The organism is Micromonospora sp. NPDC047557 (genome assembly GCF_043205095.1).
Lineage (GTDB): Bacteria > Actinomycetota > Actinomycetes > Mycobacteriales > Micromonosporaceae > Micromonospora.
In genome coordinates, this window is sequence record NZ_JBIDDK010000007.1 from 239,357 (window position 1) to 257,809 (window position 18,453).

At 74.6% G+C, this 18,453-nt stretch carries 14 protein-coding genes and 1 pseudogene; 10 read left to right on the forward strand and 5 right to left on the reverse strand.

Going from position 1 to position 18,453, the window contains the following annotated elements:
- Positions 1-45 precede the first annotated feature (45 nt).
- Complete coding sequence (locus ACGGAQ_RS19055; protein WP_393050944.1) at positions 46-1,740, reverse strand: DEAD/DEAH box helicase; 1,695 nt, start codon at positions 1,738-1,740, stop codon at positions 46-48.
- 318 nt (positions 1,741-2,058) lie between these two features.
- Between ACGGAQ_RS19055 and ACGGAQ_RS19060 the strand changes: the two genes are divergently transcribed.
- Entirely contained in the window at positions 2,059-2,709 is a 651-nt protein-coding gene (locus ACGGAQ_RS19060; protein ID WP_393050946.1) for a ferritin-like fold-containing protein, read from the forward strand.
- Between the two features lie 76 nt (positions 2,710-2,785).
- Here ACGGAQ_RS19060 and ACGGAQ_RS19065 read toward each other — a convergent pair whose 3' ends face one another.
- Positions 2,786-3,013: a DUF3107 domain-containing protein gene (locus ACGGAQ_RS19065; RefSeq protein ID WP_030329796.1), complete on the reverse strand. Its 228-nt coding sequence runs from the start codon at positions 3,011-3,013 to the stop codon at positions 2,786-2,788.
- 62 nt (positions 3,014-3,075) lie between these two features.
- Positions 3,076-3,714: a TetR/AcrR family transcriptional regulator gene (locus ACGGAQ_RS19070; protein ID WP_039909051.1), complete on the reverse strand. Its 639-nt coding sequence runs from the start codon at positions 3,712-3,714 to the stop codon at positions 3,076-3,078.
- 1,998 nt (positions 3,715-5,712) lie between these two features.
- Here ACGGAQ_RS19070 and ACGGAQ_RS19075 point away from each other — a divergent pair.
- The 6 genes and pseudogenes from ACGGAQ_RS19075 to ACGGAQ_RS19100 form a co-directional block, all read left to right on the forward strand.
- Positions 5,713-7,503: pseudogene (locus ACGGAQ_RS19075) on the forward strand (hypothetical protein); the annotation flags it as partial.
- Positions 7,504-7,526: 23 nt separating this feature from the next.
- Entirely contained in the window at positions 7,527-8,501 is a 975-nt protein-coding gene (locus tag ACGGAQ_RS19080; protein WP_393050950.1) for an alpha/beta fold hydrolase, read from the forward strand.
- Positions 8,502-8,506: 5 nt separating this feature from the next.
- A complete protein-coding gene (locus tag ACGGAQ_RS19085; protein WP_393050953.1) occupies positions 8,507-9,364 on the forward strand; it encodes a DUF3152 domain-containing protein in 858 nt (285 codons plus the stop codon).
- Between the two features lie 82 nt (positions 9,365-9,446).
- Positions 9,447-10,271, forward strand: coding sequence for a DUF3152 domain-containing protein (locus ACGGAQ_RS19090; protein ID WP_393050956.1), 825 nt, complete (start codon positions 9,447-9,449; stop codon positions 10,269-10,271).
- Between the two features lie 121 nt (positions 10,272-10,392).
- Positions 10,393-11,574: an adenylyltransferase/sulfurtransferase MoeZ gene (gene moeZ / locus ACGGAQ_RS19095; protein ID WP_393050958.1), complete on the forward strand. Its 1,182-nt coding sequence runs from the start codon at positions 10,393-10,395 to the stop codon at positions 11,572-11,574.
- 124 nt (positions 11,575-11,698) lie between these two features.
- The gene (locus tag ACGGAQ_RS19100) at positions 11,699-12,604 is read left to right on the forward strand and encodes a prenyltransferase/squalene oxidase repeat-containing protein (protein ID WP_393051133.1); all 906 of its coding nucleotides are present in this window, start codon (positions 11,699-11,701) and stop codon (positions 12,602-12,604) included.
- A gap of 8 nt (positions 12,605-12,612) precedes the next feature.
- On the opposite strand, the gene ACGGAQ_RS19105 is transcribed toward ACGGAQ_RS19100, so the two are convergent.
- Positions 12,613-13,854 carry a glutamate-5-semialdehyde dehydrogenase gene (locus ACGGAQ_RS19105; protein ID WP_393050961.1) on the reverse strand — a complete coding sequence of 414 codons (1,242 nt, stop codon included), beginning with the start codon at positions 13,852-13,854 and terminating at the stop codon, positions 12,613-12,615.
- 107 nt (positions 13,855-13,961) lie between these two features.
- Positions 13,962-15,119: a glutamate 5-kinase gene (gene proB, locus ACGGAQ_RS19110; protein WP_354854383.1), complete on the reverse strand. Its 1,158-nt coding sequence runs from the start codon at positions 15,117-15,119 to the stop codon at positions 13,962-13,964.
- A gap of 13 nt (positions 15,120-15,132) precedes the next feature.
- On the opposite strand from proB, the gene ACGGAQ_RS19115 reads away from it, so the two are divergent.
- Genes ACGGAQ_RS19115 through ACGGAQ_RS19125 form a run of 3 tightly spaced genes read left to right on the forward strand, consistent with a single transcriptional unit; the run spans position 15,133 to position 18,445 of the window.
- Complete coding sequence (locus tag ACGGAQ_RS19115) at positions 15,133-15,447, forward strand: MGMT family protein (RefSeq protein WP_393050964.1); 315 nt, start codon at positions 15,133-15,135, stop codon at positions 15,445-15,447.
- A 32-nt stretch (positions 15,448-15,479) separates the two neighbouring features.
- The gene (locus tag ACGGAQ_RS19120) at positions 15,480-16,922 is read left to right on the forward strand and encodes an MFS transporter (RefSeq protein WP_393050967.1); all 1,443 of its coding nucleotides are present in this window, start codon (positions 15,480-15,482) and stop codon (positions 16,920-16,922) included.
- Positions 16,919-18,445 (forward strand): pyridoxal phosphate-dependent decarboxylase family protein, encoded by a 1,527-nt coding sequence (locus ACGGAQ_RS19125; RefSeq protein WP_393050970.1) that lies wholly within the window; start codon positions 16,919-16,921, stop codon positions 18,443-18,445. Before ACGGAQ_RS19120 ends, ACGGAQ_RS19125 begins: the two co-directional genes overlap by 4 nt.
- Positions 18,446-18,453 lie beyond the last annotated feature (8 nt).

Genomic DNA, 18,453 nt, shown 5'->3' on the forward strand with positions numbered 1-18,453 from the left:
ACCGCGCTGAGGCGGTGCGGGGGATGTCGGGTGAATCTCGCTGCGTCAGTCCGCGGTCGCCTCGGCCGGCGTACCCGCGCCGGAACCGCCACCACGGCGGCGCCGGCGGCGGCGCGGCTTCGATGCCTCGCCCTCGCCCTCGGCGGCGGCGGAGGCCGGCTCGGCCGGTGCCGCGTCGGCCGAGATCACCGCGGTCGGCTCGCCCGCCACCGCCTCGCCAGCGCGGCGGCGACGCCGACGGCGCGGAGTGCGGCTGGCTTCGTCGCCGGCGGCGTCCGTGGGTGCCTCGACGGCCGGCGTGCCGGCGTCGGTGCGGTCCCGGCGGCCGTCGCCGCGGCCACGGCGCTCGCCCCGGCCGTCGCCGCGGCTCTCACCGCGTCGAGGGCCCCGGCCGCCGCTGTCACCCCGGCGGGAGCGGGTCGTCCCGCCCAGATCCTCTTCGATCTCGGCGGACAGCCCGGCCCGGGTGCGCTCGGCAGTGGGCAGGGTGCCGCTGACCTCGGTGGAGATGTGCAGGTCGGTGTAGAGGTGCGGCGACGTGTGGTACGTCTCCGGCGGCTCCGGCATCTCCAGACCGAGGGTCTTGTCGATGATCCGCCAGCGCGGCATGTCATCCCAGTCGACGAAGGTCACCGCGACGCCGGTCGCCCCGGCCCGGCCGGTACGACCGATCCGGTGGGTGTAGGTGTCCTGGTCTTCCGGGCAGTCGTAGTTGATCACGTGGGTGACGCCGGTGACGTCCAGCCCTCGGGCCGCCACGTCGGTGGCGACCAGGATGTCGATCTTGCCGGCGCGGAACGCCCGCAGTGCCCGCTCACGGGCGCCCTGGCCGAGGTCACCGTGCACCGCGGCGACCGCGAACCCGCGGAAGTCGAGATCCTCGGCGACCCGGTCGGCGGCCCGCTTGGTGCGGGTGAAGATCATGGTCAGCCCGCGCCCCTCGGCCTGGAGGATGCGCGCCACCACCTCGACCTTGTTCATCGAGTGGGTGCGGTAGACCAGCTGCTGGGTCTGCGGCGACGGCCCGGTCTCGGCGGTGTGCCCGGCGTGGATCGTCATCGGCTGGCGCAGGAAGCGCCGGGACAGGGTGACGATCGGGTCCGGCATGGTCGCCGAGAACAGCATCGTCTGCCGGTCCTCCGGAAGCATCGCCAGGATCTTCTCGACGTCGTCGAGGAAGCCCAGGTCGAGCATCCGGTCGGCCTCGTCGAGGACGAGCGCGTGCACCCGGTCCAGTCGGAGGTGCTTCTGCTTCTGCAGGTCCATCAGTCGGCCCGGGGTGCCGACCAGAATCTCGACGCCCTTGCGCAGCGCGTCGATCTGCGGCTCGTACGCCACGCCACCGTAGATCGGCAGCACCCGGACGCCGCGCGTCCGGCCGGCGGCGGCCAGATCCTTGGCGACCTGGATGCCCAGCTCACGGGTAGGTACGACGACCAGCGCCTGGGGGACGCCGTCGCTGCCCTCGCTCGGCGCGAAGACCCGCTCCAGCAGCGGTACGCCGAAGCCGAGGGTCTTGCCGGTGCCGGTGGGCGCCTGGCCGATCAGGTCGACGCCGCGCAGCGCGATCGGGATCGCGTACTCCTGGATGGCGAACGCGCGGGTGATGCCGGCCGCGGCCAGCGCCTCGACGGTCTCCTCGCGGGCGCCGAGGGCGGCGAAGGTGGGAGCCTCGGGTCGAACCGGGGCGGTGGGGGCCAGTTCCTGGCCGTCCATCAGATCTTGAGTCAGCTCGCTCATGTGGATGTGGGGGTGCCCTCTCGTGGGTGCGCCCCGTCTCGTCCTCAGGGCGCGTTCGGTATGACGCGGGCCACACGGTCGGCGGCAGAAGTGCCGAGCCGGACCGGGCCGCACGCGCGCCGCGGGCTGAGCTTCGATGAGATCGGCGCCCACGGCAACTGCTCTATGCTACCTGAACAGGCAAGCTCGCGTCCCGATTCCCGGTCGGCCAGCCGGCACGCGGGGCCATCGAATGTGACCTGTGCCACACTTGTTCGGGTGCTCGTCCGTGCCCCGCGCGGGGCACCCGGCGCCGGTCCCGCACGGTAGCCTGCGCTCGTGTCCGCGCCGAGCACCCCCGGTCCCGCCGTCGCCGACCTGCTGGGCCTGGTCGCCTTCGGTGAGCTGCTCGCCTTCGAACGCATGGCCGGTGACGCGCGACTGGCCCCCGACCTGCACCGACGCGCCGCGCTGAGCCAGATGGCCGCGGCCGAGATCGGCAACTACCGCCGGCTCGCCGACCGGCTCACCGCGCTGGGTGTGCCGCCGGAGGAGGCGATGACGCCGTACGTGCAGCCGTTGCAGGCGTACCACGACTCCACCGAGCCGCGGGACTGGGCGGAGGTGGTCACCAAGGCGTACGTGGGCGACGCGATCACCGACGACTTCATCCGGGAGATCGCCGACGCGCTGGACGAGCCCGACCGGGCGCTGGTGCTGGACGTGCTGCACGACTCCCGGTACGCGGAGTTCGCCGTCGCCGAGATCCGGCTGGCCGTCGCCGCCGATCCCCGGGTGGCCGGGAGGCTCTCCATGTGGGCCCGGCGGCTGGTCGGGGAGGCGTTGTCCCAGGCCGGCCGCGTCGCCGCCGAACGGGCCGCACTCACCGCGCTGATCGCGCAGGGCGACCGGATCGACGTGCCGGGACTGTTCGGAAGGCTCACCGCCGCACACACCGCGCGGATGGCGGTCGCCGGACTGAACAACTGACCGCGACCCGTGGGGCGCGGAACCGGCCCGCGGCAGGTGGCCTGGAAACGCCGACCTGCCGCGACGGCCGGACCGGTCAGCGAACGGTGAAACCGACCGCTCGCGGGGACGCCTCGGCGATCTCGACGTAGGCGACCTTCTCGACCGGAACGATGACCCGCCGGCCCTTCTCGTCGGTCAGGGAGAGCGTGCCGCCGTTGCCGGCGAAGGCGTCGGTCACGATCTGCTCGATCTCGGCCGGCGACTGCGCGCTGTCCAGAACCAGCTCGCGCGGCGCGTACTGCACGCCGATCTTGACCTCCACTGTGCCTCCTCAACTGGGGCGATAACCGCCCTGCGAAGGCTATCCGATCACGGGGTCGCCGGTCAGGCTGACTCACCTTGCAGCGGGAAGCTCGCGATGCCCCGCCAGGACAACGCCGCCACCAGAGCCTCGGCCTCCGCCTTCGGCACCTGCCGGCCACCGGCCAGCCAGAACTGCGCGGCGGTCTCCGCCGCGCCGACCAGCCCGGAGGCGAGCAACTCGGCGTGCGACCGGCTCACGCCGGTGTCCGAGATGATGGTGTCGGTGATCGCCGCGATGCAGCCCTGCTCGACCCGCTCGACCCGCTGCCGCACCGCCGGGTCGTTGCGCAGGTCCGACTCGAAGACGAGGCGGAACGCCTCGCTCTCGTGATCGACGAAGTCGAAGTACGCGCGCACCGACGCGCTGACCCGCTCCTTGTTGTCGCTGGTGCCGCGCATCGCCTCGTGCACCTGAGCGACGATGGCGTCACAGTGCGTGTCCAACAGGGCCAGGTAGAGGTCCATCTTTCCCGGGAAGTGTTGGTAGAGCACCGGCTTGGAAACCCCGGCCCGCTCGGCGATGTCGTCCATCGCCGCGGCGTGGTAGCCCTGCGCGACGAATACCTCCTGCGCCGCCGCGAGCAGCTGCTTACGGCGCGCGGAGCGGGGCAGGCGGGTGGGCCTGCCAGCAGTCTGTGCGCCGTTCCCCACAGCGGTCATGGGATCCTCCGAGTTCTCCGTACGGGCCGGCATTTTCCCCCCAGACCGGGGCGGCCCTCGACCGCGTCGTGGAAATGGCCCGCCGCTGTAACTTATCGCCACTCTCCCCACACGGTAGCCTCAGCGAGGGCGACCAAGGAGCGCGCGGTGAGTGAAACAGGGCAACCCGGAGCCGCCACCCCGGGAGAGCACGGTGACGGAACGGGTCAGCACGACGACCCGGGCCGCTCCGGCAGCGGGTGGGCGCCCTCGACGGGCGGGTGGCCCCCGTCTGTCGAGCGCGAGGCGGCCGGGGGGCAGGCACCACCGTGGCAGCGACCCCCCGCGTCCGGTTGGCGCACCTCCTCCACCAGGCACGGCGATCTGCCCGCGCCTCTGCCCGGTCTGACCGGTGACTCCGAGCGGCCGGCCCGGGTCAACGGCCACCACACCAACGGCGTCCACCACGACGAGGCCGAGATCGACAGCGACAGCGACAGCAGCGGCGACAGCGAGATCAACGGCGTCCGCCACGGCGATGCGGAGATCAACGGCGTCGCGCACCTCAACGGCGAGGCCTCGTCGGGCCGCCAGACGCCGGTGAGCGCGCCGCCCGGGCGGACCGCCGAGGACCGGCCCGACGTGGGCGGGGGCCGGCTGGTGGTGCCCGCCCAGCGTCCCGCGCCGGCCGCGGAGCAGGGGGCGGGGGAGGCCGACACCGGCCCGGCCCGGCACTCCACCACCGACCCTGCCGCGCCGCGCAGCGTCCGCTGGGCCGACCCCGGTCTGCCCAGCACCGCGCCAGCCGCCATCCAGGTGCCGCCCGTCGGCACGGCGGCCTCGGGTTTCGAGGTTCCGCCCGGTCTCCGCGCGCCCACCGGCGAACGGCCGGCCGTCGACGATCAACCGGCCGTTTCCCGCGGTTGGCAGGTCCCGCCCGCAGCCGAGGCATCGGCCGAGTCGGGGCGTGCCACCGGGCGCGGCGACGACCCCGAGCCGGAGCGCCCCACCGGGGACACGCCCCGAGCGGGTGAGTCTCCTTCCATCGAGCCGGACTGGTCCGGGCCCAGCTGGAACCGCCCGAGCTGGGGCAGCGGGTGGGCACCGCCCTGGTCCCGCCAGGACGGCGAGCCGGCCGGCCGACCGGCGCGGGACGAGTCCGCGCCGGGCTGGGTCGCCGAGCCCCACCTGCCGTACGAGCCGGTGCGCGCCGAGCCGACCCGTCCGTACGAGCCGGTGCCGGCCGAGCCGCCCCGCGCGTACGACGTCACCCGGGACGCCCCCCAGGCCGAGGCGGACGCCGACCGCGGCACGCCCACGCGCCCGTCCTGGGCCGGTGAACGTCCGGCCGCGATTCCGACCAGCGGGCCTCCGGAAGTTTCCCGGCCCGAGCCGGCCGAGCGGCCCTCCTGGGCCGGTGGGCCGACGCCCGAGCCGGCCAGCGGGCTCCCCGCGGAGCGTCCGTCCTGGGCCGCGCCGGCCCCGGTGAGCGCGGCGGCCGACCCGTCGCCTCGCGCGGGTGGCACGGACCCCACCCCGACCAGCGGCCCGCCCGTGCCCCCTCGCACCGCGTCGCCCGCCGCCGAGCGCCCCTCCTGGGCCGGCGGCCCCGCCCCCACCAGCGGCCCGCCTGCTGTTGAGCGCCCCTCCTGGGCCGGGGGCCCCGCCCCCACCAGCGGCCCGCCTGCTGTTGAGCGCCCCTCCTGGGCCGGGGGGTCTGCCCCCACGAGTGGCCCGCCGGCTGTTGAGCGTCCGTCGTGGGCCGGAGGGTCCGCGTCGGGCGGTGCCGCCCGCGCCGAGCCGACCAGTGGCCCGCCGGCCGCTGACCGCCCCTCCTGGGCCGGCGGCTCGGACCCGACGCCGGCCAGCGCCCCGCCGTCGCGCCCGTCCTGGGCCGGCCCGGCATCGGCCCTCCCGCCGCCGCCCCGCCCCACCTGGGCCGGCGGCTCCGACCCCGCGCCGACCAGCGTCCCGCCGTCGCGCCCGTCCTGGGCCGGGGATCCGACGCCCGTCGGCACTGCGGCGAGTACGCGCCCGTCCTGGGCGGGCCCGGCACCTGTCGATCCGCCCGCGCCGGTCGATCCGCCGGCGGCGCCCGCCGGCCCACCGCCGACGTTGACTGATGCCCCGCCACCGGCGGCACCGGTCCGTCCGGTGGCCGAGCGGCCCTCGTGGGCCGGTGGGTCGCCGACACCCGTGGCGGCCGAGCGACCCGACTGGTCCGAGGGCCGCATTCCGGCAGCTCCGGCCGAGCGTCCCTCCTGGCCGGCTACCCGGCCGGCTACCTCTCCCCGGGCGAGCGACGCGGGCGAGTCGACCGGCCCGGCCCGGCCGACCGGACCGTTCCGGCTCCGACCAGCGACCCCTGAGCCACCCGAGCCGTCGCCCGCCGAGCCGACTGCTGCCGCCCCGACGGCGAACGGTCCTGCCCTCGCCGGTCCCCCGCCTCCCTCGGCCAGTGCCGGTCCGGCCTCCGCCGCCAGCGGCCCCGGGCGTCACGACCGACCGTCACCCGCGTCCTCCCCTCCCTACGCGGCTCGCCGATCCGCCCCCGACCCGGCGTCGCCGGTCGAGCCCGCCGACGGCGGGCGACGGCCCGACACGTCGGCGGTGCTGCCGCAGCGCGTCCCCGCGGAACCGGACGTGCCCGTTGTGCCGGAGCCGCCAGCCGTGGAGCCACCCGCCGAAACCCCAGAACTCGCGCGCATCGCCACCCACCTGCGCCGCGACGACGAGCCCGCTCCGTTGCGGGAGCGTCCCGAGGGGTTCGACGTCAACGCCATCCTGGACGCGGTACGGGAGGTGGCCGGCGTTCGGGACGCCGCCCTGCGTCGTACGCCGGCCGGCGCGCACAGTCTCCGACTGGACCTGGCCGACGGTGCCGATCCGGCCGAGGTGAGTCGACAGGTGGCCCGGCTGCTCCAGGAACGGATGGGGCTCGCCGCCGCCCCGCAGAACGTGCCCGGCCTGCCCACCACGCCGGCCCCGCCGGTCCGCCGTCGCGCTGCCGAGCCGCGCCCCGCCGAGCCGCGCGCCACCGAGCGACGAGCTGCCGAGACACGTCCCGTCGAACCGCGATCTGTCGAGGCGCGGCCTGCCGAGCCGCGCGACACCGGCGCGGAACCGCGTACCGCCGAGGCGCCCTCGATCGCTCGGTCGTCGGGTGGTCGGGTCGAGGCCACGCCAGCGGGCCCGGAGCAGTGGGTCGGGCCGGACGCCGCGCGTCGACGGCGGGCGGGCGCCCCGCACCGGGGCCGCGCCACCGTCGAGGAACCCGGCTCGGTCTCGGCCGCGCCCACCGGCGGAGCCACCGGCAGCCCGGCGACGGTCGGTACGTCGTACTCCGGCGGTCAGGTGACCACGACGGAGTCGGCGCCCTCGCGGCCTCTGGACACCGGCGGCGTGCCGGGGCCGCGTGTGGTCATCGACCACGTGCAGGTCAGCACCTTCGGTCTGGACGCCAACGTGGAGGTGCGGCTGCTGGCCGGCGACGACAGCGCGGCCGGGTACGCGACCGGGCCGGCGGTGGACGGTTACGTGCTGCGCCTCTGCGCGGTGGCCGCAGCCGCCGCCGTGGACGAGTTGCTGCGCGGCGCCGAGAACGCCGAGCGCGGCCGCTGCTTCGTCGAGCACGCGGCGGTGGTGCCGTTCGGCAACTGCGAGGTGGCCACGGTGGTGGTGCTGCTGGTCTGCGAGGGCTGGGTCGAGCAGCTCGCCGGCTCGGCCCTGGTGGCCGGCGATCCGCGACAGGCGGTGGTCCGGGCGACGCTGGCGGCGGTCAACCGTCGGCTGGAGGCGCTGCTGTCCTGAGTGGTCCGAGGCAGACTGGGAGGATGAAGCGCGCCTCCCTCTGGCCGGACCATCTCCTCCCCGAGGTCGGTGTGCCGCCGCCGTGGCCGGGCCGGGAGGTCCGCCTCGACGGCGTCGTCACCTATGTGCGGGACACTCCGGCGACGACAGTCGACGCGGAGCCGGCGCTGTACGTGCACGGGCTGGGCGGCTCGTCGCAGAACTGGACCGACCTGGCCGGGCTGCTCGCCGACCGGCTGGACGGCCAGGCCATCGACCTGCCCGGGTTCGGCCGCAGCGAGCCGGGCCCGCGCTACACGATCCCGGCCTTCGCCGACCTGGTCATCCGGTGGATCGAGCACTCCGGTCGGGGGCCGGTGCACCTGTTCGGCAACTCGCTGGGTGGCGCGGTTTCGGTCCAGGTGGCGGGGCTGCGGCCCGACCTGGTCCGCACCCTCACCCTGATCTCTCCGGCGCTGCCGTTTCTGGACTTCCGGCGGTCGTTGCAGGGCAGGATGCTGCCGGTGCTGGCCATTCCGCGCGGTGAACGGCTGGTCGCCCGGCGGCTCACCCAACTCGCGCCCGAAGTGATGGCCCAGCAGGTGTTGGAGGCGTGCGTCGCCGACCTCAGCCGCATCTGTGCGCAGCGCCGGGCCGAGGCGTTGGAGGAGATCCGGGTCCGGTACGAGGCGGAGCACTACGCGGCCGCGTACGTCCGGACGTTCCGGGGGCTGGTCTCCAGCTTCCTGCGGGCGTACCTGCCAGGGCCGGGCTCGCTGTGGCGGCTCGCCGGGGCGGTGCGCGCGCCGACGCTGGTGGTGGGCGGCCGGCAGGACCGGCTGGTCGACGTGCGCGTCGCGCCCCAGACCGCCCGGGTCATCCCGGACAGCCGCCTGCTGATGCTCGGCGGTGTCGGTCACGTGGCGCAGCTGGAGGTTCCCCGGCTGGTCGCCCGGGCGGTGGTCGGCCTGCTCGCCGAAACGGAGGACGCCGCTCGGCGGTCCGATCTGGCAGGCTGACCGGAATGTTCAGGTCCGCTCGCCGCCGCCGTCGCCTCGCACTCATCGCCCAGCTGGTGGCGGTGGTGCTGGCTGTCGGCGCGGCGGTGACCGTGATCGCCGAGGGTCCGGGCGTGCCACCGGATCGGCTGACTGCCGACGAGATCGGGCCGCCGCTGGTGGCCGGGCCGCTGCCGCCGTCGGCTGCCGGGCCGCTGCCGCCGTCGGCGGATCCGTCGCCGACCGCCACCGCCGCGTCGCCGAGCCCGTCGCCGGTGCTGCGGATGACCGGTGCGGTGCCGACCGCGGGTACCGGCCGGTTCAGCCACGACGACCATGCCGGCCCGGTGCTGGGCCGGGCGGGTGAGCTGCGCCGCTACCGGGTGGCGGTCGAGTCGGGCAGCAACGAGGACATCGCCGCGTTCGCGCAGGCCGTCCAGGTGGCGCTCGCCGGGCCGGGCAGTTGGGTCGACAGCGGCCGGCTGCGGTTGCAGCAGGTCCCGGGGGACGCTCCCCGGGACTTCACCGTCTACCTGGCGACCGCCCGTACGGCGGGCCGGATGTGTGCCGAGGGTGGCGTGGACATCCGGATCGGCGGGCGGCCGTACACCTCCTGCCGCGCGCCCGGCCAGGTGATCATCAATCTGGATCGGTGGCGGTTGTCGGTGCCGCACTACGTGTCGGCGGGCGTGCCGCTGGCGGTCTACCGGACGTACGTGGTCAACCACGAGGTGGGTCACCAGCTCGGGCACCGGCACGAGCGCTGCCCGGGCGCGGGGCGTCCGGCGCCGGTGATGATGCAGCAGACCCTCTTTCTCAACGGGTGTCGGGTCAACCCGTGGCCGTACGTCGACGGTCGGCGCTACGCCGGCCCGGCTCTCTGAGACAACCGGCCCCATGAGGGGTATTGCGGCAATAGAAGGTAAAAGCGGAGAATTGCCCGAATAATCTGGCAGGCTGGTCGTCATGACGCCGTCGTCCCCTTACGGCCCGGCCGAGCCGTCCGACCGGCCCGCGTACCAGGGTGCGCGTCCCACGGTCCTGCGGATGCGCCGCCGCCGACGCCGCAGCCTGCTGCTCGGCCTGCTCGTGGCCGCCACCGTCACCGCCGTCGGCGTGACCGCGACGCGGGGCGACGAACCGACGGCCGACGTACCGCCCACCCCGACCCAGGGCGGAATGGGCCTGGGCGGCGGGGAGGCCCACCCCGTGCCCAGCGGCTACCCGTCGGTCGGCGCGGGACGCTTCACCGTCGCCGACGGGGGAACGTCCGTGCACGGTACGGACGGACCGCTGCGCCGCTACCGGGTCGTGGTCGAACGGGGCAGCGGCCAGGACGCCGACGCGTTCGCCGCGCGGGTGGACGAGGTGCTGGCCGACCCGCGCAGCTGGATCGCCTCCGGTGAGCTGCGGGTGCAGCGGGTGGCCGACGTCGACGCCGCCGACTTCACCGTCTACCTCGCCACCCCGGTCACGTCCGAGCGGATGTGCGCCGAGGGCGGGTTGACCACCGAGCGCTACACCTCCTGCCGGCTGCCCGGCCAGGTCATCATCAACCTGGCCCGCTGGCAGGAGGCGGTGCCCGACTACGGGGCCCCGCTGGAGACGTACCGCACCTACGTCATCAACCACGAGGTCGGCCACGAGTTCGGCGAGCAGCACGAGGCATGCCCCGGCCCGGGGGAGCCCGCACCGGTGATGCAGCAGCAGACGTACGGGTTGCAGGGCTGCCTGGCCAACGCCTGGCCGTACCTCGACGGCCGTCGCTACGGCGGCGACATCGTCCCCTGAGCGACCGGCCGCAGGTTATTCCCCTCCCGCATCGCGGGCCACGTGTCCTCCCTCATGGCCGAGAGTGGCCCGGGCGAGCAACAATGGCGCGGTTCACACCGCCGATCCCGGGGAGTCCACCGTGTCGTTGCCCCCGCTCGTCGAGCCCGCCGCCGAGCTGACCGTTGACGAGATCCGCCGCTATTCGCGCCACCTGATCATCCCGGACGTCGGGGTGGCCGGGCAGAAGCGGCTGAAAAACGCCCGGGTGCTCTGTGTCGGCGCCGGTGGCCTCGGGTCGCCCGCCCTGCTCTACCTCGCCGCGGCGGGGGTGGGCACCCTCGGCATCATCGACTTCGACACCGTCGACGAGTCCAACCTCCAGCGCCAGGTCATCCACGGCGTGTCCGACGTCGGCCGTTCCAAGGCCGAGTCCGCCGCCGCGTCGATCCGCGAGATCAACCCGCTGGTCAACGTGGAGATCCACAACACCGCGTTGGACCGCGAGAACGTCCGCGAGATCTTCGCCCAGTACGACCTGATCGTCGACGGCACCGACAACTTCGCCACCCGGTACATGGTCAACGACGCGGCGGTGCTGCTCGGCAAGCCGTACGTCTGGGGCTCGATCTACCGCTTCGACGGCCAGGCGTCGGTGTTCTGGGCCGAGCACGGCCCCTGCTACCGGTGCCTCTACCCGGAGCCGCCGCCGCCCGGCATGGTCCCGTCCTGCGCCGAGGGAGGCGTGCTCGGCGTGCTCTGCGCGTCGATCGGCTCGATCCAGGTGAACGAGGCCATCAAGCTGCTCACTGGCATCGGCGAGCCGCTGGTCGGCCGCCTGATGGTCTACGACGCCCTGGAGATGGAGTATCGCAAGATCAAGGTTCGGAAGGACCCGAACTGCGTGCTCTGCGGCGAGAACCCGACCGTCACCGACCTGCTGGAAGACTACGAGGACTTCTGCGGCGCGGTCTCCGAGGAGGCCCAGGAGGCGACGCTCGACTCGACGATCACCGCCCTGGAGCTGAAGGAGTGGCAGGACGCCGGCAAGGACATCTTCCTCGTCGACGTGCGGGAGCCGGCCGAGTACGAGATCGTGCGGATCCCCGGCGCCACCCTCATCCCCAAGGGCGACATCATCTCCGGCGAGGCGCTGGCGAAGCTCCCGCAGGACAAGCAGATCGTGCTGCACTGCAAGTCCGGCGTCCGCTCGGCGGAGGCGCTCGCCGCGCTCAAGGCGGCCGGGTTCCGCGACGCTGTGCACGTGCAGGGCGGCGTGCTCTCCTGGATCAAGCAGATCGACCCGGCACTGCCCGCGTACTGACCGGCCCGCCGGGGCGACGCCACACAGCGCCGCCCCGGTGTGGTTCCGCGCTCCGCGGCTGACGGTAAATCGACGCAAGTGGCTCCGGGTGGCGCTCCGGCCGGAGCGACGCAGCCATTTCCAGCTGGCCGATTCTCCGAGGCGGGATCGTGTCTGCGCAGGTAGCGTCACCGCCGTGGTCGACTTGGAAGCCGCGATCGGGTTCGTCGTGGCGCATGGGGACGCGGTGGAACGCGCCCGCCTCTCCTGGCTGCGCAACGGCACGCCGGTGCCGCCGGAGCTGTTGGAGACGGCCGAGATCGGCCAGTCGCCGGACGGCGGCTGGCCGGCGAGCTGGGGTGGCGAGGTCGCCTCGGTCGACGCCACCTGCTTCCGCCTCGCCGAGCTGGACGACCTGGGCGCGCTGGGCCGTCCCGCCGCCCGCCGGGCGCTGGACTGGTTGGCGTCCCGGCAGCAGGCCGACGGCGGCTGGGACGAGGACCTCTCGCTGACCGGCTCGGCCCCGGAGTGGGCCCGCCCCGGCGATCCGGAGGCCAAACTCTTCCTCACCGCCAACGCCGGCTTCTGGCTGACCGTCGCCGGCCTGGACGCCCGCGCCTCGGGCCCGCTCGACCACCGGGTCGGCGGGGCGTACGCCGGTGTGGTGCAGGCGGCGGCCCAGTCGATCGTCGCGCGGTTGCGCCCGGACGGCAGTTGGCCGTCGTTCCTCGCCGCGGGCTGGCTGAGCGCCGCCGTGCTGCACCGTCAGGAGATGTTCCAGGAGTCGGCGCGGATCCAGGTGGTGCTCGCCGAACGGATGCCCACGATGTCGCCGGGCGACGTGGCCTGGCTGGGTGCCACGCTGCGCCGGGTCGGCATCGACCTGCACGACTGGATCATGGTGCGGGCCCTGCGGCGGCTCGCCGAGACCCAGCGCAGCGACGGGGGTTGGGAGAGCGACGACGGTCACCAGTTCGACGTGCACGCCACGCTGTCCGCCATCCGCGCCGCCCGACCGGCGCCGGCCGGAGCCGCCGCGCAACCGGGCTGACACCGGCCCTAGCGCAGGTGCCCGTCCCCGGTGACGACGTACTTGGTGCTGGTCAGCTCGGGCAGGCCCATCGGCCCGCGGGCGTGCAGCTTCTGGGTGGAGATGCCGATCTCCGCCCCGAAGCCGAACTCGCCCCCGTCGGTGAAGCGGGTCGAGGCGTTCACCATCACCGCCGCCGCGTCGATGCGGGCGACGAAGTCGCGGGCGGCGCTCGCCGAGTCGGTGAGGATCGCCTCGGTGTGCCCGGTGCCGTAGCGGCGGATGTGCGCGACCGCCGCGTCCAGCGAGTCGACCACGGCGACCGAGATGTCCGCCGACAGGTATTCGGTGGCGAAGTCCTCCTCGGTGGCCGGGACGACCGCGGCGGAGTACGCGGCCACCTCGGGGAAGCCGTGCACGGTCACGCCGGCCTCGGCGAACGCCGCCAGCATCGGCGGCAGGAACGCGTCCGCGACGCTCGCGTGCACCAGCAGCGACTCTGCGGTGTTGCAGGTGGACAGGCGCTGCGTCTTGGCGTTGAGCGTCACCGCGACGGCCTTCGCCACGTCCGCGGCGGCGTCGACGTAGACGTGGCAGTTGCCCACCCCGGTCTCGATCACCGGCACGGTCGACTCCTCGACCACGGTGCGGATCAGCGACGCGCCGCCGCGCGGGATGAGCACGTCGACCAGCCCTCGGGCGCGCATCAGCTCCTTGACCGAGTCGCGGGAGCTGGCGTCGAGCAGTTGCACCGCGTCGGCCGGCAGACCCGCCTCGGCGATCGCGTCGCGCAGCACCGCGACCAGCGCGGCGTTGGAGTGCGCGGCCGAGGACGACCCGCGCAGCAGCGCCGCGTTGCCGGACTTGAGGCAGATCCCGGCGGCGTCCACGGTCACGTTCGGGCGTGCCTCGTAGATGATGCCGACCACCCCGAACGGCACCCGGATCTGGCGCAGCTCCAGGCCGTTGGGCAGGGTCGAGCCGCGGACCACCTCGCCGACCGGGTCGGGCAGCGCGGCCATCTGGCGCAGCGCGTCGGCGATGCCGGCCACCCGGCCCGCGTCGAGGGCGAGCCGGTCCAGCACGGCCGCGCTCAGCCCGGCCTCCCGGCCGGCCGCCAGGTCCGTCTCGTTCGCGGTCAGGATCTCCGGGGTACGCGCCACCAGCCCGTCGGCCATCGCCACCAACGCGGCGTCCTTGACCGTACGGGTGGCCACGGCCAGGTCGGCAGCGGCGTCCCGCGCCCGTCGCGCCTGCTCGACGACGCTCATGCCGGCACTCCGCTTCGCTCCGTGCCGTCCTGAGGCACCGACGCCCTGAGCTGATGATTCATTCGCTGGCGCTCACTCATCGACTACTCCTCAGCTGGGCGGTTGGCTTACAGCAGTACGAGGTCGTCGCGGTGGACGACCTCCCGTTCGTACGCCGGGCCGAGCGCCGCGGCGAGTTCGGAGGTGGAGCGACCGAGCAGCCCGGGCAGTTCCACCGCGTCGTAGTTGACCAGGCCACGGGCGACCGGGGCCCCGGCGGTGTCGACCAGGTCCACCGGGTCGCCGGCGGTGAACGTGCCGTCCACTGCGGTGATGCCGGCGGGCAGCAGCGACTTGCGCCGCCCGACGACGGCGGCCACCGCGCCCGGGTCCAGGTGCAGGCGCCCTCGGGGCGAGGTGGCGTGGGCCAGCCAGAACAGCCGGGCCGTCGGGCGCTGCCGCTGCGGGTGGAACAGCGTGCCGACGGGCTCGCCGGCCAGCGCCGACGTGGCCAGGTCGGCGGAGGTGAGCACCACGGGGATGCCGAAGCCGGTGGCGATCCGGGCTGCCTCGACCTTGGTCACCATGCCGCCGGTGCCGACCCCGGACCGGCCGGCGCCGCCGATGGTGATCCCGGCGAGGTCCTCGTCGCTGCGGACCTCCGGGATCCGGGTCGACTGCGGGCGGGCCGGGTCGCCCGTCCAGAGCGCGTCCACGTCGGAGAGGAGCACCAGCAGGTCGGCGTGCACCAGCGCGGCCACCAGGGCGGCCAGGCGGTCGTTGTCGCCGAACCGGATCTCCTCGGTTGCCACCGTGTCGTTCTCGTTGACGATCGGCACCGCGTGCAGGTCGAGCAGTTTGCGCAGCGTGCGGTACGCGTTGCGGTAGTGCGCCCGCCGGGTCACGTCATCGACGGTGAGCAGCACCTGCCCCACGGTGCGGCCGTGCCGGGCGAAGCTGGCCGCGTACCGGCCGATCAGCAGGCCCTGGCCGACGCTGGCGGCGGCCTGCTGGGTGGCCAGGTCGCGCGGACGTCGGATCAGCCCGAGCGGGGCGAGGCCGGCGGCGATCGCGCCCGAGGAGACCAGCACGACCTCGCGTCCCTCGGCAGCGAGTCGGCCCAGGGTGTCGACAAGCGCGTCGACCCGCTCGTCGGCCAGGCCGCCGGTGGCGGTGGTCAACGAGGAGGATCCGATCTTGACGACGACCCGTCGGGCGGCCGTGACTGCGTCGCGCACCCGCCCATTCTGCGTGGTCACGCCCGCGTCGCCCGGCGGCGTTCCCATATGGTGGCCGATTGTGACTCCTGACGAGTACGTCGAGGCGGTGCTGGACCTGGTGGAGCGGATCCCGCAGGGTCGGGTGATGTCGTACGGCGCGGTCGCCGACGCCCTGGCCGAGCGCTCGGGCCGTTCCTCCGCGCGCTTGGTGGGCTCCATCATGGCCCGGCACGGCGGCTCGGTGCCCTGGCACCGGGTGGTGACCGCGGGTGGCCGGCTGCCACCGGGTCATGAGCGGGAGGCGCGGGCGCGGCTGCGGGCCGAGGGGGTGCCGTTGCGCGGCGAGGGCGTGGACATTTCGGTGGCCGGTTGGTCGCCGGATGAGGGGATGTGACCTGCGACATAACGTGAGTAACATTCGGCCCCATGAACCAGCCGCCGGGCACCGCCGGCCTGCCCGCCGCCGGCCCGGACGCGGCCAGCCTGCCCGCCGCCGGTCGGCTGCCCCGCCCGGTGCACGCCGGGTACGCGCTCGGCTCGCTGGCCACCGGCGCGTTCGGCACGGTGCCGGGTCTGCTGTTGCTGCCGTACCTGACCGACACGCTCGGCGTGGCCGCCGGGCTCGCCGCCCTGCTGGTCCTGCTGCCCAAGGCATGGGACGTGCTGGTCAACCCGGTCGCCGGGCGGATCTCCGACCGCACCCGGTCGCGCTGGGGCGCGCGCCGGCCGTACCTGCTCGTCGCCGGTCTCGCGCTCGCCGTGCTCTTCGCGGCCATCTTCGCCGCGCCGTTCGGCAACGGGCCGGCCGCCGCGGCGTACGTGGCGCTCGCCTTCCTCGCCACGGCCACCGCGTTCGCCTTCTTCCAGGTGCCGTACGTGGCGATGCCCGCCGAGATGACCGACGACTACGCCGAGCGCACGCGGCTGATGACCTGGCGGATCGCCGTGCTGGCGCTGACCATCCTGGTCTCCGGCGCGGTGGCTCCGCTGGTCGTGACGGCCGGCGGTGGCGGCGTGCCCGGGCACCGCTGGATGGGCCTGTTCGTGGCGGCGCTCATCGTCATCGGCGCCCTCGGCGCGTTCCTCGGCACCCGGTCCGCGCCCGGTGGTGTGGTCGGCGCCAGCGAGCCGACACTGCGCGCCCAGCTCGCCGTGGCCGCCGCCAACCGGCCGTTCCGGGCGTTGCTGGTCTGCTTCGTGGTGCAGTCCGCCGGCGTGGCGACCATCCTCGCCGGGGTCAACTACTTCGCCGGGCAGATCCTGCGCGACGAGCAGAGCGGGCCGACCCTCCTCTTCGCCTGCTTCGTCGGGCCGGCGCTGCTGGTGATGCCGCTCTGGTCCCGCGTCGGCGCCCGGTTGGGCAAGCGGTCCGCCCTGGTCGCCGCCGGACTGATCCTCGCCACCGGGGCGCTCGCCCTGGTCGCCGCCCCGCTGCTGCCCCCGATCGCCGTCTACCTGGTGGTCGCGGTGCTCGGGGTCGGGTACGCCGGGCAGCAGGTGTTCGCGCTGGCCATGCTCCCGGACTGCATTGCGTACGACACGGCGCGTACCGGCCGCCGGCAGGCGGGCGTCTTCACCGGCCTGTGGACCGCCGGGGAAACCCTCGGCCTGGCCCTCGGCCCCGGCGTGTACGGGCTGGTGCTCCAGCTCTCCGGCTACGTCTCCTCCGACACCGGCACGGCCGCCGCCCAGTCCGACACGGCGCGACTCGGCGTTCTCCTCGGCTTCACGGTCATCCCGGCCCTGCTGCTGGGCCCGCCGATCCTGCTCCTGCGCCGCTACACCCTGACCCCCGCCGTCCTGGCCTCCGCGCAGGGCCAGCACCGCACGGCGGTGGGCCGCATCGAGAAGGGCACCACGATTCCATGATCGACGAGAACACAATCGGGGCGGGGGCGCTGTCCCGCGACGGGGTGGCCGCGGATGTCGCGCTGGCGGAGGTTCGACGGCTGCGCGCGGGCGACCGGCCCACCCACGGGGGACGGCTGTTCGCGTACGTGTACGACCCGGCGGTGCCAGGGCTCGACGACCTCGCCGCCGCCGCGCACCGGGAGAGCGCCCACGTCAACGGGCTCGACCCGACCGCGTTCCCGTCCCTGCTGGCCATGGAGAACGCGCTCGTCGGCGCTGCCGGCCGGGTGCTCGGCGGTGGGCCGGGCACCACCGCGCCCGACGTGGTCGGCAGCGTCACCAGCGGCGGCACGGAGTCGCTGATCCTCGCCGTCAAGGCGGCCCGGGACGCCCACCCGGAGATCGCCGCACCCCGGATCGTGGTGCCGGCGAGCGCCCATGCCGCGTTCGCCAAGGCGGCGCACTACCTGCGGGTGGCGCTCGACGTGGTGCCGGTCTCGGTGGACACCCTTCGTCCCGAGCCGGCCGCGATGGCCGCCGCGATCCGCCCGGAGACGGTGCTTGTCGCCTGCTCCGCGCCCTCGTACGCGCACGGGGTGGTGGACCCGGTGGCCGAGATCGCCGCCGCGGCCGCCGACGCCGGGGTGCGCTGTCACGTCGACGCCTGCTTCGGCGGCTGGACCCTGCCGTACCTGCGTCGTCTCGGCGAGCCGGTGCCGGCGTTCGACTTCACGGTGCCCGGGGTCACCTCCATCTCGGTCGACCTGCACAAGTACGCGTACGCCCCGAAGGGCGTGTCGGTGCTGCTGCACCGCGACGCCGCGGGACGCGCCCCGCAGTACTTCGCGTACGCGGATTGGCCCGGCTACACCATGATCAATCCGGTGATCGCGTCCACCCGCTCGGGCGGGCCGATCGCCGCCGCGTACGCCACCCTGCGGCACCTCGGCGACGCCGGCTACCTGCGACTGGCCGCGGTGACCCGGGACGCGGTCGCCGGCCTGGCCGACGCGGTCCGCGCCGTCGACGGTCTGCGGCTGCTGGCCGAGCCGGAGTCGACAGTGGTCTGCTTCACCGCCACCGAGGATGGACCCGACCTGTTCGTCCTGGTCGACGAGTTGACCACGCGTGGCTGGCACACCCAGCCCCAGCTGTCGTACGCCGGTCTGCCGGCCAGCGTGCACCTCACGGTGACCGCCTCGGTCGCGCCCCGGGTGGCGGAGTTCGGCCCGGATCTCGCCGCCGCCGTGGCGGCGGCCCAGGCGGCCGGCCCGGTGCGGCTGCCCGCCGAGTTGGCGTCCCTGGTCGGCGCCCTCACCCCCGAGGCGCTGACCCCGGACCTGGTCGTCGGACTGGCCGCCGGACTGGGTCTCGGCGACGGCGGCTCGGGCGCCGGTGACGGACCCGGCGCGGGGCCGCTGCCGGAGCGGATGGCGCTTGTCAACACGCTGCTCGACGCCGCCCCGCCGGCACTGCGCGAACGCCTGCTGGTCGAGTTCGTCGGCCTGCTGCAGCGCCCCACCTGGGATTCGGACGACTGAACGGCGGT